Origin of the sequence: Chromobacterium sp. IRSSSOUMB001, from assembly GCF_023507765.1 — a bacterium.
Taxonomy (GTDB): Bacteria; Pseudomonadota; Gammaproteobacteria; order Burkholderiales; family Chromobacteriaceae; genus Chromobacterium; species Chromobacterium haemolyticum.
This window is the reverse complement of sequence record NZ_JALCYU010000003.1, coordinates 236,478-261,253: the sequence shown is the minus strand read 5'-3', so window position 1 is coordinate 261,253 and position 24,776 is coordinate 236,478. Positions and strand designations below refer to the sequence as shown.

At 58.6% G+C, this 24,776-nt stretch carries 21 protein-coding genes and 1 pseudogene; 13 read left to right on the top strand and 9 right to left on the bottom strand.

What is annotated here, in order from left to right; all coding sequences use genetic code 11:
• Window positions 1-165 precede the first annotated feature (165 nt).
• The 5 genes from nagE to MOV80_RS05470 form a co-directional block, all read right to left on the bottom strand.
• The gene (gene nagE, locus MOV80_RS05490; protein ID WP_249604892.1) at window positions 166-1,848 is read right to left on the bottom strand and encodes an N-acetylglucosamine-specific PTS transporter subunit IIBC; all 1,683 of its coding nucleotides are present in this window, start codon (window positions 1,846-1,848) and stop codon (window positions 166-168) included.
• Window positions 1,849-2,004: 156 nt separating this feature from the next.
• Window positions 2,005-4,509 carry a phosphoenolpyruvate--protein phosphotransferase gene (ptsP, locus tag MOV80_RS05485; protein WP_249604891.1) on the bottom strand — a complete coding sequence of 835 codons (2,505 nt, stop codon included), beginning with the start codon at window positions 4,507-4,509 and terminating at the stop codon, window positions 2,005-2,007.
• A gap of 123 nt (window positions 4,510-4,632) precedes the next feature.
• Window positions 4,633-5,643: an SIS domain-containing protein gene (locus MOV80_RS05480; protein WP_107732091.1), complete on the bottom strand. Its 1,011-nt coding sequence runs from the start codon at window positions 5,641-5,643 to the stop codon at window positions 4,633-4,635.
• On the bottom strand, window positions 5,636-6,757 hold the full coding sequence (gene nagA / locus MOV80_RS05475) for an N-acetylglucosamine-6-phosphate deacetylase (RefSeq protein WP_275975318.1): 1,122 nt from the start codon (window positions 6,755-6,757) through the stop codon (window positions 5,636-5,638). The genes MOV80_RS05480 and nagA overlap by 8 nt, the downstream gene beginning before the upstream one ends.
• Window positions 6,754-7,488, bottom strand: coding sequence for a GntR family transcriptional regulator (locus MOV80_RS05470; RefSeq protein WP_019101073.1), 735 nt, complete (start codon window positions 7,486-7,488; stop codon window positions 6,754-6,756). The genes nagA and MOV80_RS05470 overlap by 4 nt, the downstream gene beginning before the upstream one ends.
• A gap of 439 nt (window positions 7,489-7,927) precedes the next feature.
• Between MOV80_RS05470 and MOV80_RS05465 the strand changes: the two genes are divergently transcribed.
• The gene (locus MOV80_RS05465) at window positions 7,928-9,091 is read left to right on the top strand and encodes a lytic polysaccharide monooxygenase (RefSeq protein ID WP_019101074.1); all 1,164 of its coding nucleotides are present in this window, start codon (window positions 7,928-7,930) and stop codon (window positions 9,089-9,091) included.
• A 344-nt stretch (window positions 9,092-9,435) separates the two neighbouring features.
• Window positions 9,436-9,963 (top strand): cytochrome b/b6 domain-containing protein, encoded by a 528-nt coding sequence (locus MOV80_RS05460; protein WP_052051870.1) that lies wholly within the window; start codon window positions 9,436-9,438, stop codon window positions 9,961-9,963.
• Window positions 9,964-10,048: 85 nt separating this feature from the next.
• Here MOV80_RS05460 and yedA read toward each other — a convergent pair whose 3' ends face one another.
• The 4 genes from yedA to MOV80_RS05440 form a co-directional block, all read right to left on the bottom strand.
• On the bottom strand, window positions 10,049-10,912 hold the full coding sequence (gene yedA, locus MOV80_RS05455) for a drug/metabolite exporter YedA (protein WP_039754499.1): 864 nt from the start codon (window positions 10,910-10,912) through the stop codon (window positions 10,049-10,051).
• A gap of 86 nt (window positions 10,913-10,998) precedes the next feature.
• On the bottom strand, window positions 10,999-11,667 hold the full coding sequence (gene tolQ / locus MOV80_RS05450) for a protein TolQ (protein ID WP_019101077.1): 669 nt from the start codon (window positions 11,665-11,667) through the stop codon (window positions 10,999-11,001).
• A 26-nt stretch (window positions 11,668-11,693) separates the two neighbouring features.
• Complete coding sequence (locus tag MOV80_RS05445) at window positions 11,694-12,284, bottom strand: L-threonylcarbamoyladenylate synthase (protein WP_081574770.1); 591 nt, start codon at window positions 12,282-12,284, stop codon at window positions 11,694-11,696.
• 55 nt (window positions 12,285-12,339) lie between these two features.
• Window positions 12,340-12,540: a hypothetical protein gene (locus MOV80_RS05440; protein ID WP_019101079.1), complete on the bottom strand. Its 201-nt coding sequence runs from the start codon at window positions 12,538-12,540 to the stop codon at window positions 12,340-12,342.
• Window positions 12,541-12,908: 368 nt separating this feature from the next.
• On the opposite strand from MOV80_RS05440, the gene MOV80_RS05435 reads away from it, so the two are divergent.
• The 11 genes and pseudogenes from MOV80_RS05435 to MOV80_RS05385 all read left to right on the top strand — a co-directional run bounded on the left by MOV80_RS05435 (window position 12,909) and on the right by MOV80_RS05385 (window position 24,691).
• The gene (locus tag MOV80_RS05435; protein ID WP_141113137.1) at window positions 12,909-13,148 is read left to right on the top strand and encodes a CBS domain-containing protein; all 240 of its coding nucleotides are present in this window, start codon (window positions 12,909-12,911) and stop codon (window positions 13,146-13,148) included.
• A 1-nt stretch (window position 13,149) separates the two neighbouring features.
• Window positions 13,150-13,923, top strand: coding sequence for an ABC transporter permease (locus MOV80_RS05430; protein WP_043589500.1), 774 nt, complete (start codon window positions 13,150-13,152; stop codon window positions 13,921-13,923).
• A complete protein-coding gene (locus MOV80_RS05425) occupies window positions 13,920-14,591 on the top strand; it encodes an ABC transporter ATP-binding protein (protein WP_019101180.1) in 672 nt (223 codons plus the stop codon). The genes MOV80_RS05430 and MOV80_RS05425 overlap by 4 nt, the downstream gene beginning before the upstream one ends.
• A complete protein-coding gene (locus MOV80_RS05420) occupies window positions 14,575-15,693 on the top strand; it encodes a hypothetical protein (protein ID WP_019101181.1) in 1,119 nt (372 codons plus the stop codon). The genes MOV80_RS05425 and MOV80_RS05420 overlap by 17 nt, the downstream gene beginning before the upstream one ends.
• Window positions 15,694-15,700: 7 nt before the next feature.
• A complete protein-coding gene (locus tag MOV80_RS05415) occupies window positions 15,701-17,356 on the top strand; it encodes a polysaccharide biosynthesis/export family protein (RefSeq protein ID WP_249604890.1) in 1,656 nt (551 codons plus the stop codon).
• Window positions 17,353-18,429, top strand: a complete 1,077-nt coding sequence (locus MOV80_RS05410; protein WP_249604889.1) for a stealth family protein — start codon at window positions 17,353-17,355, stop codon at window positions 18,427-18,429. Before MOV80_RS05415 ends, MOV80_RS05410 begins: the two co-directional genes overlap by 4 nt.
• 44 nt (window positions 18,430-18,473) lie before the next feature.
• Window positions 18,474-19,070, top strand: a pseudogene (locus tag MOV80_RS05405) (glycosyltransferase family 2 protein); the annotation flags it as partial.
• A 536-nt stretch (window positions 19,071-19,606) separates the two neighbouring features.
• A complete protein-coding gene (locus tag MOV80_RS05400) occupies window positions 19,607-20,758 on the top strand; it encodes a CDP-glycerol glycerophosphotransferase family protein (RefSeq protein ID WP_249604888.1) in 1,152 nt (383 codons plus the stop codon).
• Between the two features lie 39 nt (window positions 20,759-20,797).
• Window positions 20,798-21,799, top strand: coding sequence for an acyltransferase (locus tag MOV80_RS05395; protein WP_249604887.1), 1,002 nt, complete (start codon window positions 20,798-20,800; stop codon window positions 21,797-21,799).
• On the top strand, window positions 21,783-22,655 hold the full coding sequence (gene galU / locus MOV80_RS05390; protein WP_249604886.1) for a UTP--glucose-1-phosphate uridylyltransferase GalU: 873 nt from the start codon (window positions 21,783-21,785) through the stop codon (window positions 22,653-22,655). The genes MOV80_RS05395 and galU overlap by 17 nt, the downstream gene beginning before the upstream one ends.
• Entirely contained in the window at window positions 22,652-24,691 is a 2,040-nt protein-coding gene (locus MOV80_RS05385) for a capsular polysaccharide biosynthesis protein (RefSeq protein WP_118268436.1), read from the top strand. Before galU ends, MOV80_RS05385 begins: the two co-directional genes overlap by 4 nt.
• Window positions 24,692-24,776: the final 85 nt, after the last annotated feature.

The following is a 24,776-nucleotide window of genomic DNA, read 5'->3' as shown; positions in this document are numbered from 1 at the left end:
GGTCATCTTCCCGTGCCCTGCGCCACCACTGTCCGCCTGATTCGGCTTGTAATCAACTCGCTACATAAGTAGTGGGCGAATTACCAACATCGCCAGTGCGGAAATTCCGACCAAACTTGCCGTGCGTCAAATTCCGCCGGCCGTCGCCCGGCATCGAACAGCGCCTCAGCCCTGCAATACGGCGGCGTAATCGCCGGCGTCGCTATTCAATACTATATGCAATAGCGTGCCGGAAAAGGCGGTAACGCCGCTGGCGCCCAACTGCTGCAAGGCCGCCTGATCCACCAGGGCCGCGTCGGCCACTTCCACCCGCAAGCGGCTGCCGGCCACGGCTTCCACCTTGCGCACATTGTCCGCCCCGCCCAGCGCCGTCAGCCAGCGTTCGCGATCAATGCCCACCACTTCGCCCAAGGCCCGCGCCGGCGCCGCCTCGCTCGTTTTAACGGCGGCCGCGGTTTCAGCGGCGCCCAGCGCAACGCGGATTTCGTCGGCAATCAGATCCGCCTCCGGCCCCAGCACGACTTGCACGCTGCCGGCCGCCGGCTTGATCAGGCCGCGCGAGCCCAACGCCTTCAGCGCGGCCTCGCTCACTTTGTCGTTGCTGGCCACTTGCAAGCGCAAACGGGTGGTGCAGGCATCCACCGATTTCAGGTTGGCGGCGCCGCCCAGCGCGGCGATAAAGGCGCGCGCGCGTTCACTGCCGGCCGCCACCGCCGCCACAGTCACCATCGCGTCTTCGCGGCCAGGGGTCTTCAGATCGAATTTCTTGATGAAGAACACGAACAACACGTAGTAGAGCGCGAAGTAGCCGATGCCCACCGGGACCAACAGCAAGGGGTTGGTGGACAAGCCGAAGTTCAGCATGTAGTCGAACAGACCGGCGGAGAAGCCGAAACCTAGCTTGATGTTGAGCGCGTGCATCAAGGCCATGGCCAGGCCGGTCAACACCGCGTGGATGGCGTACAGCGCCGGCGCCAGGAACATGAAGGCGAACTCCACCGGCTCGGTGACGCCGGTCAGCATCGCGGTCAGCGCCATCGAGAACAGCAGACCGCCGACGGCTTGCTTGTTCTCCGGCTTGGCTGTGCGGTACATCGCCAGGCAGGCGGCCGGCAGGCCGAACATCATCACCGGGAAGAAACCGGACATGAACATGCCGGCCGTCTTGTCGCCGGCGAAGAAGCGGGTCAGGTCCCCGTGCACCACCTTGCCGGCGGCGGCGGCGAAATCGCCCACCTGGAACCAGACGATGGTGTTGAGAATGTGGTGCAGGCCGGTGACGATGAGCACGCGGTTGAGCACGCCGTAGACGAAAACGCCGATCTCGCCGGCGCCGATCAGCCAGCGGCCAACGCTATCGATGCCGACCTGCACCGGCATCCAGACATAGCCCAGCACCGCGCCCAGCAGCAGCATGGAGAAGCCGGTGACAATGGGCACAAAACGCTTGCCGCCAAAGAAGGCCAGGTAGCTGGGCAGCTTGATGTCCTTGTAACGGTTGTACAGCGCGCCGGCCACCAGGCCGGACAGAATGCCGGACAGCACGCCCATATTGAGCTTCTCGTCTATCACCTTGAGTACCGCGGTGATCACCAGATAGCCAATGGCGCCGGCCAGGCCGGAGGTGCCGTTGTTGTCTTTGGCGAAGCCCACGGCCACGCCGATGGCGAAGATCAACGCCAGATTGCCGAAGATGGCGTCGCCTGCCTGAGCCATCATCTTGATGTTGAGCAGGTCCGGCTGGCCCAGGCGCAGCAGCAGGCCGGCCACGGGCAAAACGGCGATCGGCAGCATCAGGGCTCGGCCCAGCTGCTGAATGCCAGCGAATTTATTGTCAGAGGTACTCACGTCTCGTCTCCCAGTGTATGGACGCCGATGGGGGCATGGCGCTCCAGGCTGCTACCTTCTTGTGTGTCTGTGCCGCTCGCTGCCGCGTGTCCCCGCGGCATGCGATTACTTCAAAATCACCTCAAAAACCTTTAACGGCCTTGCGCGCCGGACCGGTCAGGCCTCCGGCCACCATTCGGCGGCCTGCGCGCGCACTTCGGCGGCGGAATCCAGCCTCAACAGCTGCTCGACGCGCTTGAGGCAAGCCTGCTGATCCAGCGCCCTCACCCTGGCCTTGATCTCCGGCACCAGGCCAGGGCTGACCGACAGTTCGGCCACGCCGAGGCCGATCAGCACCGGCGTGGCCAGCGGGTCCGACGCCAAGGCGCCGCACACGCCCACCCATTTGCCGTGCAGGCTGGCGCCGGCTACCGTGCGTTCTATCAGCCGCAGCAGCGCCGGATGCATTGCGTCCAGGCTGGCCGCCAGCGAGGCGTTGCAACGGTCCATCGCCAGCGTGTATTGAGTCAGATCATTGGTGCCGATGGACAAGAAGTCCGCCTCGGCGGCGAGTTGGTCGGCCAGCAGGGCGGCGGACGGCACTTCCACCATCACGCCCAGCTGCGGCCGTTCGCTCAGCCCCATTTCCTCGGCCAGCGAGTCTATGCGCCGACGCAAACGCCGCAGTTCGCCAACGTCGGCGATCATCGGCACCAAGATGCGCAACAGGGATAGCGGGCGCAGCATCAGCAGCGCGCGCAGTTGTTCATCCAGCATCTCCGGATGGGCGAAGCCGGTACGGATGCCGCGCAGGCCCAGCGCCGGGTTAGGTTCCGGCGGCAAGATCAGATAGGGCACTTCCTTGTCTCCGCCCACATCCAGCGTGCGGATGATGGCGACGCGGCCCTGCAATTCGTCCAGCACCGCCTGATAGGCGTTGGCCTGCTCGTAGCGGTCCGGCGCGTCCCGACGATCAATGAACAGGAACTCGGTGCGCAACAGACCCACGCTGTCGGCGCCGTGGCGCACCGCTTCGCGCGCGTCCTCTTCATTGGCGATATTGGCGGCGACTTCAACGCGCACGCCATCCAGTGTCACCGCGGCGCCGTCGGCGTCGGCCCGCATATCGGCGCGGCGGCGCTCTCGCTCCGCCATCGCCTGCCTGGCGGCGGCCAGCGAGGCGGCGGCCGGCGCCGGATCACAGCCGCCTTGGCTCGCATCCAGCAGCACTTCGCTGCCGGCGTCCAGACGCAACACCTGCGGCCCGCAAGCCACCAGGGCCGGAATGCCTAGCGCGCGCGCCAGAATGGCCACATGACCGGAGGCGCCGCCGGCGGCGGACAGTATGCCGGCCACCCGCTCGCGCGGCAGCCGGGTCAGTTCGGAGGGCGCCAGATCTTCGGCCACCAGGATGGAGGCCGGATACAATTCAGGCTCGCTCTGCGCATCGCCCAACAAGGCTTTCAGCACCTGACGTTCAATGTCTTTGAGATCGGCCACCCGTTCGGCCAGCAAGGGGCTGCCCAGGCTGGACAACACCCGGCACTGCGCCCGCACCGCTTGGCGGAAGGCGTAGCCGGCGCTGTGGCCGGCGGCGATGTCTCGTTCCGCCGCGCCCCGTAATTCCGGATCGTCCACCAGCGCCAGATGGGCGGAGAAAATGTCGCTCTGCGAGGTTTGGCCGCGCCGCAGCGCGTCGTCGATGGCGGCGGCGATGCCGGCGCTGACCTCGGTCAGCGCGCGGTTCAGCTGATCGCGCTCGCTATCCGCATTGACCGCGAACTCCGCCACTTGCGGTTCGAAGGCGTCGAGGCGCACCACCTGGCCGATGGCCAGGCCCGGCGCCGCGCAAACGCCGCCTATCCAGCCGGCCGGCAGCGAACGCGCCGAGGCGCTGGCCAAGGGCGCGGGCGCGCCATGGCCGGACTCTGTGCGGGTTTGCAGCGCGGCGATCACCGCCGCCGCGGCCGCAGCGGCGTCCTCGCCCTGCGCCAACACCGCCACATCGTCGTCCTCGGCCACCCCCAGCCCCATCAGCGCCACTACGCTGCGGGCATTGGCGGCCTGACCGTTGAATTCCACCCGTACGCTGGAACGGTATTGACGCGCCGCGTTCTGCACCAGCGCCGCCGGCCGCGCGTGCAGGCCGCCGGCGTGGCGCACCGTGGCCTGACCGCGGCTTTCCGCGCCACTGGCGCTGGGAAGATCGTCTACGGCCGCGCCGCCGGACAGTGTCAGAAACACGCTTTGCCCGGCCTGCTGCCAGCCCTCGGCCCGGCTTTCCAATGCGTAAGCCTCGCCGTTGGCGATCACCACCATGGTCAGCAAGGACGGCGCGCGCCGCGCCACTGCGTCCAGGTCCACTTCGATCAGGGGCTGGCCCTGACTGACTGCGTCGCCGGCCTTGATCAACGGCTTGAAGCCCTCGCCCTCCAGCTTGACGGTATCGATGCCGATGTGGATCAGCACTTCAGCGCCGTTGGCCGCGCGCAAGGTCAAGGCGTGGCCGGTGCGCGCCAATTGCGCCACCACGCCGTCACAGGGCGCCAGCAGGGTGCCGGACATCGGCTCGATCGCCAGGCCGTCGCCCATCATCAAACCGGCGAATACCGGATCGGGCGCACGGCTCAGCGGCACGGACGGCCCGTCAAACGGGGCCAGGAGTTCGAGCGTAGCGGACATGGGGGGCGTCTCCATTCTTACTTATGTATCGTCTCCGCGGCCGGCGCCGGTTCCGCTGGGCGCCGTTCGCGACGCGCCCCGATTCGATGGCCGATCAGGGCGCGGTTTCAAGCGTTGCCGGACTCAGCGCGTGCAAGTCACCTTGGACAGATGACGCGGCACGTCCGGATTCAGGCCGCGCGCCTCGGACAAGCGCGCCGCCATCAGATAGAAGCTCTGAATCGCCAGCAAAGGATCCAACGCTTCGTCGTCGGCCAACGCCAGGGTCAGATCCCGGCTGACGATATTTTCCGGCGCGGCCAGCAACACCTTCGCGCCGCGGCCGCGCATTTCCTCGGCCAGATCGATCAAGCCTTGTTGCTCCGGCCCGCGCGGTGCGAAGATCAGCAAGGGATAGCCGTCGTCGATCAAAGCCATCGGACCGTGCTTGATCTCGGCCCCGGAGAAGGCCTCGGCCTGAATCGCGCAGGTTTCCTTGAATTTGAGCGCGGCTTCCAACGCCACGGCGAAGCCCAGCCCGCGGCCCACCACCATGATGCGTTCGGCGTCGCGCAAAGCGTCCACCGCCGGCGTCCAGTCCTGGCGCGTGGCTTCGGTCAAACGCTGCGGCAGGTTGGCCAGCGCGGCCAACAGGGCGTCGTCCGCCTGCCAGTGGGCCACCAGGCGCGCCACCGCGGACAAGGAGGTGATGTAACTCTTGGTGGCGGCCACGCTTTTTTCGTCGCCGGCGCACAAGGGCACTACCCATTCGCAGGCGGCGGCCAGCGGCGATTGATGCTTGTTGACCAAGGCCGCGGTGCGCGCCCCGGCGGCGCCCAGCGCTTTCATGGTGTCGATTAGGTCCGGACTCTGGCCGGACTGGGACAAAGCCACCGCCAGTTGGCCTTTCACCGCCAGCGGCGCGCGGTGCAGCGTCACCAGCGACATCGGCAGGGACACCACCGGCACGCCCAGCCGTTGCATCGCCAGATAGGCGAAGTAATTGGCGGCGTGATCGGAACTGCCGCGTGCAACGGTCAGCGCCAGGCTGGGGCGCTCCACCGCCAGCGCGCGCCCCAGCGCGGCCAGCGCTTCATCGGCGTACATGTGTTGTGCGGCCACCGCCTCGGCGGCGTACAGCGCTTCTTCAAGCATCAACGAGGCCAATTTGTTCTCCCTCTACGTAGACTTGCTGCAAATTCAAATCCGCATCCATCGCCACAATGTCGGCCCAGGCGCCGGCAGCGAGCCGGCCGCGGTCGGCCAGGCCCAGGTAGTCGGCCGGGTAAAGCGACAGCCTGTGCGAAGCGTCCGCCAGCGGCAGGCCGATGGACACCAGGTTGCGCAGCGCCAGGTCCATGGTCAGCGTGCTGCCTGCCAAAGTGCCGTCGGCCAGGCGCACACCGCCCATGCATTTGGTCACCGAGTGCGAACCCAACTTGTATTCGCCGTCCGGCATGCCGGCGGCGGCGGTGGAATCCGTGACGCAGTACAGGCGCGGAATCGAGCGCAGAGCGGCGCGGATCGCGCCCGGATGGACGTGGAGCAGATCCGGGATCAGTTCCGCGTATTCGGCGTGGGCCAGCGCCGCGCCCACCATGCCGGGCTCGCGGTGGTGCAGCCCGCTCATCGCGTTGAACAGATGGGTGAAACCGGACGCGCCCTGCTCCAGGGCCTGCACGCCGTCTTCGTAACTGCCCAGAGTGTGGCCCAGTTGCACCTTGACGCCCTGCTCCGCCAGTTGGCGGATGATGTCCATGTGGCCGGCGATTTCCGGCGCCAGCGTGATCAGCGACACCGGCGCCAGCGAACGATACCAGTCCACCTGCTCCATCACCGCGCGGCAGGCGTCGTCGGGCTGAGCGCCCAGTTTGCCGGGGTTGATGTAAGGGCCTTCCAGATGCACGCCCAGAATGCGGGCGCCGCCGGGCTGGCGTTCGCGACAGGAGGAACCGAGCGCGCGCAGCACCTGCTCAATTTCGATCGGCGGCGCGGTCATGGTGGTGGCCAGCAAGGAGGTGGTGCCGAAGCGGGCGTGCAACCTGGCCACGCGCTCGGCGGCGCGGCCGCCCTCCATGATGTCGACGCCGCCGCCGCCGTGGACGTGAAGATCGATGAAGCCCGGCAGCAAATAGCGCTCCACCGCGCGCCCGGAGGCCAAGCGCGCGTCTATAGACTCGATGCGGCCATCGGCAGCCAGTTTCAATTCGCCGTCCATCCAGCCGGATTCGGTCAGGATGCGTCCTTGCAGCACTCGGTGTTGGGTCATCGTCTCAGTTCGGCAACAAAATCGTAGTAGTCGTTACGGCAATAGGTATCGGTCAATTCAATCGCGATGTTCTCAGCGTTGAAGCCGATGCGGGTAATCAACAGCATCGCCTCTCCGGGGCGGATGCCGGCCAACGTGGCGATGTCGCCAGAGGCGTTCACCGCGCGGATATGCTGCAACGCGCGCACCACCGAGTGGCCACTGGCGTCCAGGTGGGCGTACAGCGAGGTGCCCACTTGCTGCGGCTCCGGCAGATAAGCCACCGGCAGCGTTGTCATCTCTATCGCCATCACCACCCCATCGGCCAAGCGCTGACGCTTAAGCCGCGACACCTGCGAGGTGGGCGACAGCCCCAGCTTGATCACTTCTTCATTGCTGGGCGCGAACACGCCGCGCTCCAGCCACACCGACGACGGCACAAAGCCGCGTTGGCGCAATTGTTCGGTAAATCCGGTCAAGCGAGACAGCGGCTGCTCCAGCCGCGGCGTGATGAAAGTGCCCGAGCCCTGGCGTCGGCGTATCAGGCCTTGCTCCAGCAGCACATCCATCGCCTTGCGCGCGGTAACGCGCGAAATGCCCAGTTCTTCGGAAAACGTGCGCTCCGACGGCAGCGCCTCGTCCGCCTGCCACCAACCGGCGTTGATGGCGTCGGCCAGTTTCCGCGACAGCTGCAGATACAGCGGCGTGGTCAGGGTTTCATCCGGTTTCAATGCAAGCCAGCGATTTTCCATGGGTTGTCTGCAAGTGGTCTGAAAACCCCAGTGTATAACCTGTCTCCCCGGCTGGCATCTTCCGCGCTGGCGCGTGTCGATTCCGGCCTTCCGGCTTACCGCGAACGTTAATACCACATTAATACCACGTCAATACCATTTTATTGACGCGCATTATTGTCGACTTGCTGCATGGCAGCAAAACGACAAACGAATGATTTGGCAGGGGAAAATGTGAAATCAATGTGTCGTGACCGGCGGGACAGGTCTGGGAATGAGCATTTTTTGCAAGAATCAAGCGGATACAAGACCACACAGTAAGTATGGCAATAGTACCTTTTGCCAAACTTACATTAAAAATAGTCGTCTTATTTTAAATCATATGTCATTCATATGATGATTGGACTGCCTGGCAAACTGCCAGGCACTTGCATACCACTCGTAGCTCAAAGGAGTCAGAATGAAACCACAACTGCGCCTTCCCGCCGCTCTCGCCCTGACCTGCCTCAGCGCGCCGCTCTGGGCCCACGGCACCATGGAAGTGCCGATCAACCGCACCTACAACTGCTTCAAGGAAGGCGCGGAATCACCGAAGTCCGCCGCTTGCCAGCAAGCCAAACTCGTAGGCGGCACCCAGGCCATGTACGACTGGAACGGCATCAACCAAAACCCCCAGGGCGACAATCACGCCGCAGTGGTGCCGGACGGCAAACTCTGCGCAGGCGGCCAGGACAAGTTCAAGGGCTTCAACCTGGGCCGCACCGACTGGCCGAAAACCAAGCTGGTGCCGGACGCCAGCGGTAACTACGAGTTCGTTTACCACGCCACCGCGCCACACTCGACCAAGTACTTCAAGTTCTACGTCACCAAGAACGGCTGGGATCAAACCAAGCCGCTGAAGTGGTCTGACCTGGATCCGCAGCCCTTCCACACCGTGACCGGCAATCCGCCGCTGGACGCCAACAAGCGCTACCACATGGTGGCCAAGCTGCCGGCCGGCAAGAGCGGCCCGCACATCATTTTCAATGTCTGGAAGCGCGCGGACAGCGAAGAAGCCTTCTACTCGTGCTCCGACGTGATCTTCGGCGACGGCACCAACCCGCCGGAACCGCCGCCGGTGACCAATCCGTGGAAGGAAATCGGCAAGGTGACCGCTTATGAAAACCTGCCGAACAACAGCACCGCCACCTTGCGCGTGTTCGACGCCAGTGGCCGCGACGCCGAAACCATCCCGGTCAAACTGGACGCCGTCAGCGGGCAAATGACCAACTGGCCGTATGAGCTGGGTGTGAAAGTGAACGCAACTTCCAAGGCGATTCGCATCGGCGTGATGAATCAGAAGCAACGCACGGTAAGCATCACCCCGGAACATAGCGCCACCGCCAACCGCGTGTATCTGAACGACAGCTACAAGGGCTACACCTACCAGATCGACCTGAAGAAGGGCGACGGCGGCATCAACCCGCCGCCGGTGGGCGATACCTGGAAAGAGGGCCTGTCCTACACCGCCGGCCAGATCGTCAGCTATCAAGGCAAAAAGTACCGCTGCCTGCAGCCGCACACCGCCTGGGCCGGCGCGGGCTGGACTCCGTCCACCCAACCCGCCTTGTGGGCGCCGGCTTAAGCCGTCCCGCTCGGCGCGGGCTAAGAACGTGTTTACGATCTCGCGAGCCAAGGCGAGACACGGCGAAAACGGCTGAGAAAGCGGAATGGTCAAGTGGTACATGAGCATTTCGAAGACGTTTCCAACGCCCTTGTCTAACAGTCCCGCCAACGCGCAGCAGATCGTAAACAGATTCTAAGAGCGTGACGCGCTGAACCGCCGGCCTTCCCCCTCTGGGCAGGCCGGCCTCCTCCACCTCTCCTGTCGCAGGCCCATTCTTTGAATGGCGGCCACCCCATGCCCGCAACGCAGGCAGGACGGCTGCCGCGCGTCGCCTGCCGGGATTCGCTAGAAAGCCGGTTCCGATGGAAACCTCGACCCAGACCTACCCGCCCCTCGCTGCCTGGCTGCACTGGATTTGCGCCGTCGTGATCCTGTGGGCGATGATCAGCGGCTTCGCTCTCGCCTCCGGCGCGCTGCCACCCGCCGTCTCCGCGGCGATTCCGCCGTTCAACGTCGCGCTGACCACCCTGCTCATGCCTGTCTTCCTGCTGCGCATCGCCTACCGCGCCAGCTTCCGCATGCCGCCGCCCGCCGACATCCCGCCGGCCAAACACCGGCTGGCGCGCCGCGCCCACGCACTGCTCTATCTGCTGAGCAGCCTATCGCTGGCCAGCGGCTGGCTGATGATGGAACGACCGGTCGACTTGTTCGGCCTGCTCACTCTGCAACCCAGCCTGGAACCAGGCGCGGCCACGCGCGCGCTGGCCAAGCTGCACTTCGCCAGCAATGTTCTGCTAGCCCTGCTGCTGAGCGCCCATATCGGCGCGGTAATCCAGCACCAGCGCCGGGGACGGCGTTTGTTGCGGCGCATGTCGCTGTTAACAAGCTAAAACCTCTCCGGCAAGAGTAAGAGCCTGTTCAAAGTCTGCTGCGCTTCGCCACGTATCACGAAGCGCGGCGGACATGGAAGCGCTGCTAGCGCCGCCAGCTGATCAAAACCACCGCCGCCACGATCACGCTCATCGCCAACATCTCGTGCAGACCGATATGCTCGCCGAGGAAGACCACGCCCAGCAGAACCGCGATCACCGGGTTGACGTAGGCGTAGCTGGTGGCGGCGGCCGGCGACACCGTTTTCAGCAGGTGCAGATAGGCGCTGTAAGCGATGATGGAGCCAAACACCGCCAGATAGAGCAAAGCCAGCCAGCCGGACAACGGCGGCATCGCCAACAATTTCTCGCCGTAGACCTGGCTGGCCAGCAGCAAAGCCGCGCCGCCGAAGATCATCATCCAGGCGCTGCCCATCGGTCCCTTGGGCTGAGTCAGATGGCGACTCCAGGCCGAACCCAGCGCCCAGCCGGCGGAAGCCAGCAACAGCAAGGCCGCGCCGCTGGGGCTGGCCTTCAGATTGGCCCCCATGTTCAACAGCACCATGCCGCACACCCCCAGGCCGATGCCGGCCCACTCCACCTTGCGCGCCTTCTGGCCGAACATGCGCGCGAACAGCAAGGTGAACAGGGGAACAGTGGCGATCACCAATGCGGCCACGCCGGAGGACACATCTTTCTCCGCCACCGTGACCAGGCCGTTGCCCACTGCCGGCATCAGCAGGCCCAGCAAGGCGGCGCCGCCCAGTTCGCGCGCGTTAGGCATCGGGTATTTGCGCACGCACAAATAAGCCAGCATCAGCCAACCGGCCAAGGAAAAACGCAAGCCGGCCATCATCATCGGCGGCCAGGATTCCACGCCTATGCGTATGCCCAGATAGGTGGAGCCCCAGATCACGTACAGGGCGAAGAAAGCGGCTAGGGTCAGCGGGGGAATGCGCGAAAACGGCATGGTGCGGCTCAAGAAAGTGGAACCAAATACCATGCCGTATGGGAATGTCCGTGGCAAGCCCAATTTTGCCGCGGACGCGGCCTCACTTAGCGTGTGGCCAGGCGCTGCAGGATGTTGGAAAACTCTTCCATATAGCTGTCGAAACGGGTGGCCAGCCGATCAACGTCGGTGGCGAAGCGGTTGTAGGCCACCACCGCCGGAATGGCCGCGAACAGGCCGATGGCCGTGGCCACCAGCGCCTCGGCGATGCCCGGCGCCACGGTGGACAAGGTGGCCTGACCAGCGTTGCCCAGGCCGATGAAGGCATGCATGATGCCCCACACCGTGCCGAACAGGCCGATATAGGGGCTAACCGAGCCAACTGTGGCGAGGAAGGAGGTATGGCTGTCCAGAGCGTCCAACTCACGCTGTGCCGCCGCCTTCATCGCGCGACGCGAGCCGGCCATGATGTCCGACAGCTCGGTGCCGTTGCGGCCGCGAAGCTTCAAAAACTCGGCGAAGCCGGACTGAAAGATACGCTCCATGCCCACGGTGTCGCTGCGGCGGCTGGCGTCTTCATACAAGCGATTCAGGTCCGCGCCGCTCCAGAAATTGCGCTCGAACTCGTCGCTATTGCGCCGCGCCGCGCGCAGCACCGCGATCTTGTTGAAGATCAAGGCCCAGGACAGCACCGACATCAAGGCTAGGCCGGCCATCACCAGTTGCACCATTAGGCTGGCGTCCAGGATCAGGCTCAGGAAGGAAATCTGTTGCACGGCAACTCCTCTTGTAATCGCCAGGCTCAGCGCAATACGCGGCCTGTTTCCAAATCAATGATGGTGGACGGTTTGCGCCGCTTGCCGATGCGCCCCGGCAGGGTCAAAACCCGCCGGCTGAACGCCTCCCGGCAGGCGCGCGCGGTTTTCAGCGATTGCTGGCCGGCGCGGTTGGCCGAAGTGGACACCAGCGCCGTGCCCAAAGTGCGGCATAAAGCCGCGGCCTCGCCATGCGCGGTGACGCGCACGGCGATCTTGTCGTGTTTGCCGCGCAAGGCCGGCGGCACTCGACGCGAAGCCGGCAGCAAAAAAGTATATGGACCGGGCCAGTAGCGCGCCAGTTCCGCGTATTGGGCGGCGGTCAAAGGACGGATCAGGTGGCGGATCTGGGAAACATCGGCCGCGATCACGATCAGCCCTTTGTGATTAGGCCTGGCCTTGATCGCCAGAATTTTGCGGATGGCGCGCGCATCCAGCGGATTGCAGCCTAAGCCATAGCAGGACTCGGTGGAATAGGCGATGACCTCGCCTTGCTTCAGGGCCGCGCGGGCCTTCTGTTGCAGGGCGCGGCCGGGCAGACGGGGCAAGGGCCGCACCCGACCTGGCGTGAACTTCATGATGGACGGCGATGCGAAAGTAAAGCCGCATTGTACCGCTGTCCGAGGCGGCGACCTAGCGCTTCGACGCCGCGTCGTCGACATCCTCCGGCGCCGGCCGCCAAGCGTAGCAGCGCAGCGGCGGCCTGTCGCTGCGAAACTGCTGCAACCAATACGCCAGCCGGCGCCAGCAACGGCGCTCATGGCGTAGAAACTGCGCCAGTTGGCGGCGCCGGCTCCCAGGCTCCACGTCCTCTCCCTCGCTCACTCCAAGCATGACCTCTCCCTAGCGTATATACGCCGCACTCCATGCACGAACCGCGGCCCAAGCAATGCAATCAAACTTGATAGGGAAAGCCTACAAAATCGCATGTAAATATAAAATTTAAATACATTGTTTTTTCATTAAATCCTAGAAAACAAATACATATAAATAAATAGGTTAATTAATTTTAAATTGCAGTGAAAACACCAATAAAAACAGGGAAGAAACCCCGTTTTTTTTAGGACTTTTCCTAATGAGGATATTTCATGCCAATGCTAGCATCATGACAAAACACTAACACTGCGTCGGCCGACTGCACTTCCCAGCAAACTCGCCTGAACAATAACGCCGCAGCGCCGCGCTCCCTATTGGATAAATGCATGAATGCCCTTCAAACCGGAATACGCGTCTTACGCACGCAAGGACAGGCGTTGACTCGACAAGCCGACGCGCTGCCGCCGTTCTCCCGCGCCATCATGCGCCCATCGCCATTCTGCATTGCCGCCGACGCTCTGCAGTCGGAAGCGGAAGCGCTGATGAGCCAGCGCAAGATCACCGCACCGCTAGTCATCGATGAGCGCCAACGAATGGCCGGCGTCGTCAAATCATTCCATATCTGAAATGCGCAGCGGCTTCGACATCATGCGCGCCACCGTGCACGCGCTACTGCTGAGGGAGTTGAAAACCCGCTTCGGCGAGTATCGGCTGGGCTATCTATGGGCACCGCTGGAACCAGCGGCGCATATGGCCATCCTTCTGCTGGTGCTTGGCTTCATTGTGCAACGCGCGATGCCCGGCATGTCGTTTCCGGTCTTCCTGGCCAATGGCATCGTGCCTTATATGATGTTTCGCAACATCTCCCTGCGCTCCTTGAACGCCATCGAGGCCAATCGCGGCCTGTTCAACTACCGCCCGGTGCGGCCGCTGGACGCGGTGTTAGCCCGGACCTTGCTGGAGAGTCTGACCTATGCGCTGGTCTACGCCATGCTGATGAGCTGCCTTTGGCTTGCCGGCGAAACCATCCAGCTAGGCAAGCTCTCGCTGTTGATCGCGGCCTGGCTGCTACTGTGCTTGCTCTCCCTCGCCTGGGGCCTGATCTGCATGGTCGTGGGCCATGCGTTCAAGGCGGTAGACAAGCTGCTGCCCATCCTGATGAAGCTGCTCTATTTCCTCAGCGGAATCTTGTTCCCCCTCAGCCTGATCCCCGTCGAATACCGCTGGCTGGTGGAGTGGAACCCACTGCTGCACGCCTTCGAACTGATGCGGCACGCGGTCATGCCCGCCTACCCGAGCAACGACGACAGCCTGGCCTACCTCTCCGCCTGGACGCTGGCCCTGCTGTTTTCCGGCTTATCTCTCTATAAAGGCCGGGAACCGGCCATGTTGCGCTCATGATCCAGATACACAAACTCAGCAAGTCCTATAAGACGCCCAACGGACGGTTCCATGTCTTTAAAGACCTGAACCTCGAGATCCCGTCCAATGTCAGCGTCGGCCTGATCGGCCGCAACGGCGCGGGCAAATCAACCTTGCTGCGCATCATCGGCGGCATTGACCGGCCGGATTGCGGCAGCATCGTCACTCGCCACAGCATTTCCTGGCCAGTGGGTTTGGCCACGGGCTTTCAAGGCAGCATGACCGGACGTGAAAACGTCAAATTCGTCGCTCGGCTCTATGCCCGCAAACACGAGCTAAACGACAAGGTCGCTTTTGTCGAGGACTTCGCCGAGTTGGGCAACTATTTCGACATGCCGATCAAGACCTATTCCTCCGGCATGCGCTCCAGACTCGGCTTTGGCCTGTCTATGGCCTTCCCCTTCGACTACTACCTGGTCGATGAGATCACCGCAGTGGGCGATGCCGCCTTCAAGCGCAAAAGCGCGGCACTGATGCTGGAGCGGCGCCGACACAGCCAGTTCCTGATGGTGTCGCACTCCATGTCCGAACTGAAGAAATTCTGCGACGCCGGACTGTTGATCGGCCGTTACCAAGTCCGTTATTTCCAGCGCATTGACGACGCCATTCAGGCCTACCGGGAAGAAGAAAATGTTGAAGTGGTTTGACCGTTTCCTGCCCCAAGCCCTGCTCGCCCGCCTCGTCTCGCCATGGATCTGCATCGGACTGCCGCTGACGCTGTGCGGCGCATATTTCGTCCTGATCGCCCAGGATCGCTACGTCAGCGAGTCCAAGGTCATCGTCAAACGCTCCAGCGACGGCGGAGGAGATCTCAATCTGAGCACACTATTAGGCGCCGGCGCCTCCACGGTCCGGGAGGACGCCATGCTGTTGCAGCAGTACATCCATTCGCCGGACATGCTGCAACGGCTGGAAACACGGCTGGCGTTCAAGAAAGCCTTTGACGCCGCCGGTCTTGATTGGCCGCACCGGCTATCGGCATCGGCCAGCAAGGAAGACACGCTGGCCTTCTATCGCAACAAGGTGGGTGTGATGTTCGACGACAAAACCTCCTTGCTGACGATACGCAGCCAGGGCTTCACCCCGCAGTTCGCCCAGGGGCTGAATCTCGCCATCCTGCAAGAATGCGAGCGCTTCATCAACGGACTGTCGCAAACCATCAGCCGCAACGAGCTTGCCTTCGCCCAACAAGAAGCGGAACGCGCCTATCAAGGCCTGAACACAGCCAAAGAGGCCTTGCTGAAGTATCAGAACAGCCATGGCCAACTCGATCCGATCGCCCAGGCCCAGGCGGCAGGCCAACTGCTGGCGGAGCTACAGGCCAAGCAGGCGCAATTAGAGGCCGAATTGCGCAATTTGCAAAGCTATCTGCAAAGCGACGCCCCCCAGATCACGGCTCTGGCCGGCGCACTGGCGGCGCTGAAGGCCCAGATTCTCCATGAAAAAAGCAAGCTGGCCGCTCCTGAAGATGGACGGCTGAACCGTCAAGCCGCCCAGTATCAGGAACTGAAGGCCAAAGTCGATTTTCAGGCCGACCTGTACAAGCTGGCGCTGACCGCGCTGGAGAAAAGCCGCGTGGAAGCCAGCCACAAGCGCAAGAGCCTCGCCGTCGTGACCTCGCCGCAGTTGGCCGAAGACGCGGAATACCCGCGCAGACTTTATACCCTGGCCACGCTGTTGATCGCCTGCAGCCTGCTCTACGGCTGCGCGCGCCTGGCCCTGTCCATTATCGAAGACCACAAGATTTAACTTCACTATGCAACGCGCCAAGCTCATCCCGCTTCTCTGCCTGGTTCTGGGCCAGGCTCACGCGGTTTCCCTGCTGACCGGCACGCCGGCGGAACCGGAACCGCCCTCGCGACAGCAGCCCGCCGAGCGCGCCGCGCCGGCCGTGTCGCAGGAAATCCCGTTCGTCGTCCCGCCGCAAGCGCCTGGCCGCATGTTCGGCTCGCAGCTCTTTGGCGGCGCCTTCCGCAATAGCGCAGGCCAAGGCTTCAACCCCAACTATCAACTGAGCATCGGCGACCGCATCGCCTTGCGCCTATGGGGAGCCTTCAATTTCGACGCGCAACTGCTCGTCGACCCCCAGGGCAATATCTTCATCCCGAATATCGGTCCGGTGCCGGTTGCCGGCATTCGCAACGGCGAACTGAACGCGGCGGTGTCCAACCAAGTGCGCCGGGTCTACAAGGCCAATGTCAACGTGTACGCGGCTCTCGATATCGCTCAACCAGTCAAGGTCTTCGTCACCGGCTTCGTGAAACACCCCGGCCTCTACCCCGGCATTGCCGCCGACAGCGTGCTCAGCTATCTGGACAAGGCCGGCGGCGTCGACGCCGAGCGCGGCAGCTATGTCGACATTCAGATCAAGCGCGGCGACCTCGTGCGTCAACGCGTCAACCTTTACGACTTCCTGCTTCAGGGCAGGATGGACATGGTGCAGTTCTCCGATGGCGACGTCATCGTGGTGGGCCCGCGCCAACATACCTTCTCAGTCAGCGGTCAGGTATTCAACGCCTATGACTTCGAATTCGGGCAGAACAGCATCAGCCTGCAACAAGCCTTGCAAGTCTCTCGCCCCAAACCCGGAGCCACCCACGCCAGCATCATCCGTCGCCAAGGCACGCAGAAGCGCAGCGAATACTACCCGCTGGAACAGGCTGGAGACGTGGTTCTGCAAGACGGGGACCAGTTGCTGATCAGCGCCGACCGCTACGCCGGCACCATCCAGGTTCGAGTGGAAGGCGCTCATTCCGGCGAACACGCCATCGTGCTGCCCTACGGCGCCAGCATGGCCGACGTGCTGACCAAGATTCAAGCCAACAGCATGTCGCAGATGGGCGCGCTGCAGCTGTTCCGCAAATCCGTAGCCGAGCGGCAGAAAACCATGCTGACCTTGTCCTTGCAAAAGCTGCAGGAAACCGCGTTCTCCGCTCGCTCCTCCACCAAGGAAGAGGCGGACCTGCGCACCCGCGAAGCCGAACTGATCGAACGCTTAGTCTCCAAGGCCAGCAAGGTTGAACCACGCGGACAGGTCGTGCTTGACGAGAAAAACCTGCCGACCACTCTGCTGGAAGATGGAGATGTCATTCGCATTCCTGAAAAAACCAGCGTCGTGATGGTCCATGGCGACGTGCTGTTTCCCAACGCCGTCAATTGGCAAGCAGGCCTGACTATAGGTGACTACATCGCACGCGTCGGCGGCTACAACCAAACCGCGGACAAGTCCCGATTAATCTTGATGAAGCAAAACGGTAGCGCTCTCCCTGTCGGTGAACGCATCCAAGTGGATGCCGGTGACGAAGTCATGGTCATGCCTAAGCTCGAAACCAAGAATATTGAAATAACACGCGGCATTACGCAGATTCTTTACCAGATCGCAGTAGCGGCGAAAGTGATTTTCAATTTATGAGAAAACTGAAGAAATTGCTACGGCATCCCGGGATTTTTTTCCGAGACTATCTCAACAAACAATATCCAATCATTCGCAACGAGATCGCCTGTCCGCAAGATGAAGAAGCCATCTTGCTCAAGCACGACTTGGCACTGGAAAGCTTGCTGGACAATACATTGGAAATTGATGTGGTCTTTACTTGGGTCAACGGTGACGATCCTCAGTGGCAAGCCCGCCGCACAAAAACATTGGCAAGCCATAGCCCTGAACACCTAGGGCTATACGCCAACGACCCCGCCCGCTTCAACAATCATGACGAGCTGCGCTATTCCCTGAACAGCGTTCAGACTTACCTTCCATGGGTTCGCCGCATTTACATCGTCACTGACCAACAATGCCCTGAATGGCTGACTCCAAATAACCGTGTCCGCGTGATAGACCATCAGGAACTGATATCACCCTGTTACTTGCCTACCTTCAACTCTCATGTGATTGAAGCGCACTTGCACCGTATTCCTGAGTTAAGCGAGCACTTCATTTATTTCAACGATGATGTTTTTGTCGCACGTCCACTTCCCCCCGGTCATTTTTTTCGTAGCAACGGCATCGCATCACTTTTCCTATCACACAAAAGCCTCAAGGCCATGTGGGCACGAGGTATATCGACACCAACTTTACATGCTGCTACCCAGTGCGCCGCATTATTGGAAATGAGCTTTGGCTTAAAAATAGATACGCCTCTCATTCATAGCTACATACCTTTAAGAAAAAGCGCATTTGAAGAGTCATGGCACCGATTTAATTATAGAATTCTTCAATTTCTTAACAACCGATTTCGGCAAAACAATGATTTAAATTTGGCAACCTTTCTTGTGCCCTGGTTAATGTACACCCAAGCTCAGGCGTCGCCAGCTAGAGACATTTGCTATTACTTCAACATAAGCTCAGCGAGTGCAAATTCTTTCTGGCTGGACTTAAAAAAAAGAAAAGGAACACCATGCTCACCTCATTCATTTTGCGTAAATGATTTCAACTCTCAAACAAATAAACATAAACAACACCTTGCCATCAAGCAATACTGGCAATCGTAGCATATTTTATATTTTATTAAATCACCATTATTCCGGACCATGAAATGAACTACGCAATCTCCGTCATCATCCCCGTATACAATGTAGAAAAGTACATTGCCAAATGTCTAGACTCCGTTATTTCTCAAAAACTAGAAGGCCGTCCAGCAGAAGAGTGCATTGAAATTATCGTCGTAGATGATGGCACACCTGACGACTCCATAAAGATCATTAAACAGTACGTCCGAAAATATAAAAACATAACACTTTTACGGCAACCCAATTCCGGGCAATCCTCAGCCCGAAACAATGCCTTAAAAATTGCCAGCGGCGAGTACATCTACTTCCTGGATTCTGACGACTTACTTCCACCCAATGCGCTAACGCCGCTATATAAATTAGCAAAAGAAACTCAATCCGAAGTCGTCATTGCTCAAAGCAAGGCCTTCAATAATAGACGTAGCTGGTTTATTGATGATCATGCCGAAGTTGCAAGTGCGGCATTCAGAAAGGTCAAATTCACCCATAGATCCATATTAATAAAAACCAGTCCGCCATGGGCAAAGCTATTCAAGAAACAGCTTATCGAAAAATACAACATCACTTTTCCTGAAGGGATCAAATTAGCTGAGGACTGGATTTTTGTCATCCATGCACTTTATCGTGCAAATCATATCTCGACAACTCCAGACATTACCTATCTCTACCAAGGAAGAGACGATGAAAACAATCCTTCGTGCACACAGATTGTCAATGAAAAAGTCTTTAACGACTTGCTCATTGTTTACGAGCTGACCAAGCAATTCAATCTTCCTGACCCTCAAATTCGATATATAAAGATTTTTATATTAAAAAGTTTACTCTATCGGCTGGGGAAATTTTCAAAAGACAATAGCTTTACAGTCACAAAACCTATCTACAAATCCGTCAGGAGTTTCATAAAAAACGAAATTGGTTACTCAATGATAGGTATATTTACTCCTGAACGGCGCTTACTGCTCACTTTGATATTTCATGGTTTTTACAGTGAGGCTTATCGGGTTGCAAACGAGAAAATAAAGAGAAGCTGTTTGAGACGAGGCAAGAAAATAAACGACGCCACCATCATAAAAGACTACTTAAGCATAGTAAGAAAAAATCGTTTCACTCTGACAAGAGAAATAAAAACCAATATTCTAAACAAATATCGCTTGCTGGGATGGTGGTTAAAATTCAATATCGCAAAATTCATTGCGGCCAAGTCTGTGCAGAAGAACAATATCGTCTTGGTCGGAGAACGCCTGGGCCAAACTGCAAACGACACCAGCTACTACTATTTCAAACACACGCAAGAAAAAAAATCTACCGATTTAGCGCACTATTTCGTTATAGAAAAGAACGCCGAAACAATAAAAAATCTAGCGCCATACAAAAACGTTGTCCACTATGGCAGCTTGAAGCATTTTATTATTTTCCACAAAGCTGCGCCTATATATTTAGTGACTCTATGAGAGATGTATTGCATCAATGGAGGCGCGTCAGCCATCAATTCTCCGACAAAAAGAAAGTATTTCTGCAGCATGGCATATTCGCCACCAGTCGTGCCAAAGGTTATTACGACAAAAATTCTATGCAAAGAAGAAATGAGCTACCCGATAAGTTTATCGTCAGTTCCGATTTTGAAAAAAAACTCATTTGTGAGCAGTTTGGTTTTGAGAACAATGAAGTATCCGTGACTGGTTTATCAAGATTTGACAGCCTGCCAAAATTCAGAAAAAAAACAAACAATCAAATTTTAATATTATTGACATGGCGAGACTGGCTATCTCAAAAAAATGCTACCGAGTTTGAAAAGTCTCAGTATTTCAAAAAAATATACGAATTGATCACTCATCCAAAATTAATTTCATTCATCCAAACCCATAAAACAAAAATAATTATGTGTTTACATCATAAGATGCACAAACATCTCAACATGCTCGACAAAAGCATCGAAATAGAAATGGTGCAAATGAACAACACTGACATTCAACAACTAATTATAAAATCCGACTTAATGGTGACAGACTACTCATCCGCATCATTTGACATGTTATATCAAAAAAAACCAGTCCTCTTTTATTGGTTCGATCAGCAACAATTTTTTGCCTCTCGTGGAGGGCCTCTAGTATGCCCTATCAATGGCATACCTGGCCCCATACTCAACAATGCCAACGATCTGATAAATACCATCATAGAGTATAAGAATAATAACTTTAAAATTTCTCAAGAACAATTGCGCACTTCCCGTAAATTTTTTTCACACACAGACAATAACAATTCCATGCGCATAGAAAAAACCGTTTCCGGTTTAATACTAGAGCATACCTAAATTTAATTTTTAATTATATCAATCACTACACAAAACACCATGGCAACCATAAAATCATTTTCAAACCTCCCCTCCAATATATCTATTGGAATCAATTGCAAAATAGAGCATGGTCACATCGAAATTGATGCCAACAGTCACTTTGAATGCGGTGATGGCTTTATTTTAAATGGCTTTATTTCAATAAAAGAAAACAGCTTTGTCAAGTTTGGCAATGCTTGTAAAATCAAAGGCAGCTTCAACGCTTCTCAGTCATCAAAAATAGAAATAGGCCATGGACTTGCCTGCAACGGCAACGTATCCATAACAGCACGGGAATATAGCGACATAAATATTGGAAACGACTGTTTATTCGACAACACAATAATCAGCACAACTGATTTTCACAGCATATTCGACTTGCAGTCCGGCACTCGATTAAACCCTGCCAAATCTATAAAAATTAACAATAGGGTATGGGCTGCAAAGAACAGCATGATATTAAAAGGCTGCACGATTGGCTCTGACTGTGTGGTTTCCGCAGGTGCTGTCGTTACTCGCTCTCACGAGAGCAACTGTGTTATTGCTGGGCAGCCTGCACAGACCATCAAGCATGGTATTGTTTGGAGCCGAGCACTCTGCCAGCATGCGCCGCTACAATTTGAAGATAACTTCTCAATCTCAAACTTCCTATCTGACTCTCAAAACAAAAAATATAAAAGTGCAATCTCACAAGGAATTAAATACATTCATTTATGGAGAGAGTGCTCCATCGAAAATTATTCCCTATTTTATTATTTGGCCTGCGCCATATATTACGAGCATCTATGCACCCATTCAAAAACAACCATCAATGGAATACTTGTCACACGACAAGACATCTATTCTATTTTCAAACTATGTTTTGAAATATCTAAAAACAGCAACATCCCTGCCGGGGCGCTCACCATTGCTTTAGGAGAAACCATCAACATGGACACGACCATTGAACGATCAATCATTGAAAAAAATAACACGGGCAAGTCATTGCTATATAGGTTAAAGCATGAAATCAAAAATTAGAAAAGCCATTTTCCCAGTAGCAGGCATGGGCACCCGCTTTTTGCCTGCCACCAAGGCCAGCCCCAAGGAAATGCTGCCGATTGTCGACAAGCCGCTGATTCAATACGCGGTGGAGGAGGCGATTGCAGCCGGCATGACTGAGCTGATTTTCATCACCGGCCGCAACAAGCGGAGCATCGAAGACCATTTCGACAAAGCTTACGAGCTGGAAACCGAACTGGAGCTGCGCAACAAACACAAACTTTTGCCACTGGCGCAAGGCATCCTGCCGCCGCATGTCTCCTGTCTATATATCCGCCAAGCCGAGGCGCTAGGACTGGGACATGCCGTATTGTGTGCCCAGCCCGCGATAGGCAATGAACCATTTGCCGTAATTCTGGCGGATGACCTGATAGACAGCGAGCCCGGTGCCTTGGCGCAAATGGTAAAGCTGTATGAACAGCAACCCACCTCCATCCTGGGCGTGGAAAACGTGCCGCGCGAAGCCACTAGTTCTTACGGCATTGTGGAAACATCCATGCAGAATGAGGGCGTGCAACGTATCACCGGCATTGTGGAGAAGCCCCACCCCTCCATCGCGCCTTCCACGCTGGCCGTAGTGGGACGCTATATCCTGACACCAGGTGTTTTTGACAGGCTTAGACACCTGAAACCCGGGGTAGGCGGCGAAATTCAACTGACCGATGGCATCGCGGCCCTCATGAAGGAGGAAGCAGTACTGGCGCTCCCGCTGCAAGGCATTCGCTATGACTGCGGCTCCAAACTGGGTTATCTGCAAGCTACAGTAAAATTTGGCTTGAAACATCCTGAAACGCATCAAGCATTCTCTGCTTTTTTGGCGGAAAATCTGCAGTGACGATTGCCGTCCTTTCACCCGGCATTGCCCGTATTCCTCGTCTGCGGGCGCTGATCGGTCTGCCGGTATGCCATCTCCGCTGGTCATCGCTGCCCTCAACCAGGCCTCTGACGGCCGTGGCCGGCTGGGGCTTGCGTTCGTCCGCTCGTCGCGCCCGTGCCTTCGCCCAGCAACGCGGCCTGCCTTATATCGCGCTGGAAGACGGTTTTCTGCGCTCACTCGGCCTAGGCGTCAACGGCGAGCCACCGGTGTCGCTGCTGATCGACGAGCTAGGCATCTACTACGACGCCACCCGCCCATCTCAATTGGAACAGCTGATTGCTTCCACATCGCTATCCGGCTCCGAGCGGCAGAACGCTCAAAGCGGTCTGGAACGGATGCGCCGTGACCGGCTCTCCAAATACAACCACGCGCCAACCATTGCCCTGCCTCCACGAAGCGGATGCCCACGCGTGCTGGTGCTGGATCAAACCAAAGGCGACGTGTCCGTGCGACTGGGCGGTGCGGACACATGCACTTTTCAAGCCATGCTGGAAGCCGCCTACCGCGAGCATCCCGCAGCGGAAATCTGGGTAAAAACGCATCCCGACGTGATCGCCGGCAAAAAACGAGGCTATCTGCCTCTCCCTCCGCCCGACGTGAAGTTGATCGCTGAGGACGCCTGTCCTCAATCGCTGCTGTCCCAGGTGGATGTGGTCTACACCGCCACCTCGCACATGGGATTCGAAGCCTTGATCGCCGGCTGCCAGGTCGTCTGCTTCGGCATGCCCTGGTATGCGGGCTGGGGGCTGACCGATGATCGTCATCCGGAGATGCCGACATTGAAGCTGCGCCGGTACTGCCATCGATCCTTGGAACAGCTGTTTCACGCCGCCTACCTGCGCTATGCCCGCTACATTCATCCGGAAACCGGCGAACCCGGCACCTTCTTCGACGTCGCGGAGTGGATTCATCTGAATCGGAACTTGCGACAGCAAACTGGCGGCGTGCTGTGGTGCGTCGGCATGAGCTGGTGGAAACGCGCGGTGGTGTGGCCCTTCCTGAAGCACCCCGGCAACCAAGTCCGTTTTATCTCGAAACCAGGCAAGCTGCCGCCGCGGCTTCCTCCGGACAGCAAGCTGGTGGCCTGGGGCATGGCGCCGGACGCCGCCTCCCTGGCGGCGCGGCATGGCCTGCCTTTGCTGAGGATGGAGGACGGCTTTGTGCGCTCGCTGGGGCTGGGCTCCGATTTGCAGCCGCCCTTGTCCGTGGTGGTGGACGACGCCGGCCTCTATTACGCCCCGGCGCCGGCTTCGCGCCTGGAACGCTTGCTCTGCGAACTCGAGCTGGACCCGCAGCAGATGCTTCGCGCCCAGCGCCTCAGCTTACGGCTGTTGGAGCTGCGACTCAGCAAATACAATGTGGGCGCGGCGTTCGAGCTCGCCGCAGCGGCCACCGGGAAAACCATAGTCCTGGTTCCCGGCCAAGTGGAAGACGATGCATCCCTCCGTGAGGCCTCCCCTTGGCTCAACAGCAATCTGTCGCTGCTGCGGGAGGTGCGCCGGCTGCGGCCGCACGCCTGGTTGATCTACAAACCGCATCCCGACGTAACGTCCGGCAACCGGCATGGGGCGGTCTCTGAGCAGGAGCTTGCATGCTTGGCGGACCAAGTGGCGGACAACGCCGACATCATTGCCTGCCTGAGCGTCGCGGACGAGGTCCACACCATGACCTCCCAGGCCGGTTTCGAAGCCCTGCTGCGCGGCAAGCCGGTACATTGCTACGGCATGCCCTTCTATGCAGGCTGGGGCCTGACTCACGATCATCTGCCCGTGTTCCATAGACAACGCCGGCTCACGCTGGAGCAGTTGGTCTATGGCGTGTTGATTGCCTACCCCCGTTATATGATCCCGGGCCAGCCGGGCTTCGCCAGAGCCGAAGCTGTGGTTGAACACCTATGGCGGCGCAAACAGCAACTCAAGCCTGGACGCACCCGTTCGCACTGGCTGGCGAGACAGTGGCGCAAGGGCCTGGGCCTGTTGCGCACGCTGCGCTGAGCACGCGTCCATGCTCGCCGCTCAAGCCCTGCTCTCCCATCACCGCCTACTGCTATTGCAAGGACCGATGGGCCACTTCTTCAAC

Bases quoted from the DNA above. Each gene is read 5' to 3' on its own strand.
- ptsP (WP_249604891.1), bottom strand. From the start codon at position 4,509: ATGTCCGCTACGCTCGAACTCCTGGCCCCGTTTGACGGGCCGTCCGTG.
- MOV80_RS05480 (WP_107732091.1), bottom strand. From the start codon at position 5,643: ATGCTTGAAGAAGCGCTGTACGCCGCCGAGGCGGTGGCCGCACAACAC.
- nagA (WP_275975318.1), bottom strand. From the start codon at position 6,757: ATGACCCAACACCGAGTGCTGCAAGGACGCATCCTGACCGAATCCGGC.
- MOV80_RS05470 (WP_019101073.1), bottom strand. From the start codon at position 7,488: ATGGAAAATCGCTGGCTTGCATTGAAACCGGATGAAACCCTGACCACG.
- MOV80_RS05465 (WP_019101074.1), top strand. From the start codon at position 7,928: ATGAAACCACAACTGCGCCTTCCCGCCGCTCTCGCCCTGACCTGCCTC.
- MOV80_RS05460 (WP_052051870.1), top strand. From the start codon at position 9,436: ATGGAAACCTCGACCCAGACCTACCCGCCCCTCGCTGCCTGGCTGCAC.
- yedA (WP_039754499.1), bottom strand. From the start codon at position 10,912: ATGCCGTTTTCGCGCATTCCCCCGCTGACCCTAGCCGCTTTCTTCGCC.
- MOV80_RS05445 (WP_081574770.1), bottom strand. From the start codon at position 12,284: ATGAAGTTCACGCCAGGTCGGGTGCGGCCCTTGCCCCGTCTGCCCGGC.
- MOV80_RS05440 (WP_019101079.1), bottom strand. From the start codon at position 12,540: ATGCTTGGAGTGAGCGAGGGAGAGGACGTGGAGCCTGGGAGCCGGCGC.
- MOV80_RS05435 (WP_141113137.1), top strand. From the start codon at position 12,909: ATGAATGCCCTTCAAACCGGAATACGCGTCTTACGCACGCAAGGACAG.
- MOV80_RS05430 (WP_043589500.1), top strand. From the start codon at position 13,150: ATGCGCAGCGGCTTCGACATCATGCGCGCCACCGTGCACGCGCTACTG.
- MOV80_RS05425 (WP_019101180.1), top strand. From the start codon at position 13,920: ATGATCCAGATACACAAACTCAGCAAGTCCTATAAGACGCCCAACGGA.
- MOV80_RS05420 (WP_019101181.1), top strand. From the start codon at position 14,575: ATGTTGAAGTGGTTTGACCGTTTCCTGCCCCAAGCCCTGCTCGCCCGC.
- MOV80_RS05415 (WP_249604890.1), top strand. From the start codon at position 15,701: ATGCAACGCGCCAAGCTCATCCCGCTTCTCTGCCTGGTTCTGGGCCAG.
- MOV80_RS05410 (WP_249604889.1), top strand. From the start codon at position 17,353: ATGAGAAAACTGAAGAAATTGCTACGGCATCCCGGGATTTTTTTCCGA.
- MOV80_RS05400 (WP_249604888.1), top strand. From the start codon at position 19,607: ATGGTGGTTAAAATTCAATATCGCAAAATTCATTGCGGCCAAGTCTGT.
- MOV80_RS05395 (WP_249604887.1), top strand. From the start codon at position 20,798: ATGGCAACCATAAAATCATTTTCAAACCTCCCCTCCAATATATCTATT.
- galU (WP_249604886.1), top strand. From the start codon at position 21,783: ATGAAATCAAAAATTAGAAAAGCCATTTTCCCAGTAGCAGGCATGGGC.